Origin of the sequence: Verminephrobacter aporrectodeae subsp. tuberculatae At4, assembly GCF_000193225.1 — a bacterium.
Lineage (GTDB): Bacteria > Pseudomonadota > Gammaproteobacteria > Burkholderiales > Burkholderiaceae_C > Acidovorax > Acidovorax aporrectodeae.
On record NZ_AFAL01000783.1, the window covers coordinates 1 to 1,533 of the forward strand.

The window sequence follows — 1,533 nt, forward strand, 5'->3', positions numbered from 1 at the left end:
ATCACCATAGGCGCGCAAACCGTGGCGTATGACACGGGGCTCATCAGCAACCAGGATAGCAGCGATCCGCCCTCTTACTATGTGATGGACAGCTTCCCCTTGGGCGGCATGCACGCCAACAACATCAGCATCCTGGTCACCCAAGCGGGTTTGGGCGTGCGCAACTGGGGCATCTGGCAGGCTGACGGTGGGCAGATCGCCGTCACGGTCGATGGTCGGCTGGAAAACTATGGCATTTGGCGGGCTAACGGTGGACAGATCGCCGTCACGACCAATGGTCGGCTGGAAAACCGGGGCACGATTGCAGCCGGCGGTGGACAGATCGCCGTCACGGCCAATGATCGGCTGGAAAACCGGGGCACGATTGCAGCCGGCAGTGGACAGATCGCCGTCACGGCCAATGATCGACTGGAAAACTGGGGCACGATTGCAGCCGGCGCGGTCAGCTTGGTCACCCCCAAGGGATATATTAAAAACGCTGGCTCCATCCAGGGCACACGGAGCGTTGTCACCGCTTCAGAAGGAGATACCTACCTGTTTGGCGCAGGCCTCGTCCAGCAAACTGCGGACAGTGCCGTGGTCATCAGCGCCAAGGGGAGTGTCAAGCTTCTTAACAACAACACCGACCGTGGCGCTACCCAAGTGGGCAGCACCATGGGTGATGGACAAGTGAGCATCAGCGCCGGAGATGAGATCTACCTTGGCGAAGGCGCATCCGTGGCAGCCGGCAAGGATGTGCAACTGCGCACCGATAAAAGTGTGAGGACCCGCAATGCCAGCGTCACGTCGCGCAGCGGCAACGTCTCGGTCCTGGCGGGCACGGGCATTGCCTTGTCCAACGTCACGGTCACGGGCCAGCAAGTCCATCTGGAAACCGGGGCCGAGTTCAGGGACAGCGCAGCCAACATATGGATCACGGGCGGCAATGTCCGTGGGCAAACCCAAACCACGGCGCTGGCCACCGGGGGCGTTTACGTCTCCAGCCCCGGCAGCACAGCGGTCAGCAGTGACGGCAACGTGCACGTTCAGGCGGCCCGGGCGGTGGACATTGCCGCAGGCAGCACCATCACCGCAGGCCAGCACATGAGCGTGATGGCAGGCACCGCCCTGACCCTGCGCGCGAACAGCGGCCGCACGGCCACGAATGGCGAGAAAGTGCGCCTGAGCGCCGGCAGCAACATGCTGGTCTCGGGCGGCAGCGTCATGGCCACGGGCTCGAGTTTGAGCGCCGGGAAAAACCTCACTATCGAGGCCAACGATGGCTCCGTCAGCCTGAACGCGCTGTCCAACGCCGCAGGCGCCAGCGTGGACAGAATCACCCTCAGTGCAGGCGATGACTTGAAGGTCTCCGCCTTCAAGGGCAACGTGTCGGCCGCGGGCCTGCAAGCCAGCGGGCGCAACATCAGCCTGGCGAGCACGGGCACCACCCGCGTGGCCAGCACCCCCGCCTACATGGGCAGCAATATCGTGGCCGTGGGCAGCGAGCTCGTCGCCCGCGAAGGCATCACGCTGGCCAGCGTCGCGGGCGGCACG

The 1,533-nt window shown here is 64.1% G+C and carries 1 protein-coding gene; it reads left to right on the top strand.

Features of this window, described 5'->3' with window-relative positions; genetic code table 11:
• Positions 1-1,533 (top strand): hemagglutinin repeat-containing protein (locus tag VTU_RS29305; protein ID WP_010108643.1); only part of this gene is annotated, 1,533 nt, incomplete at both ends.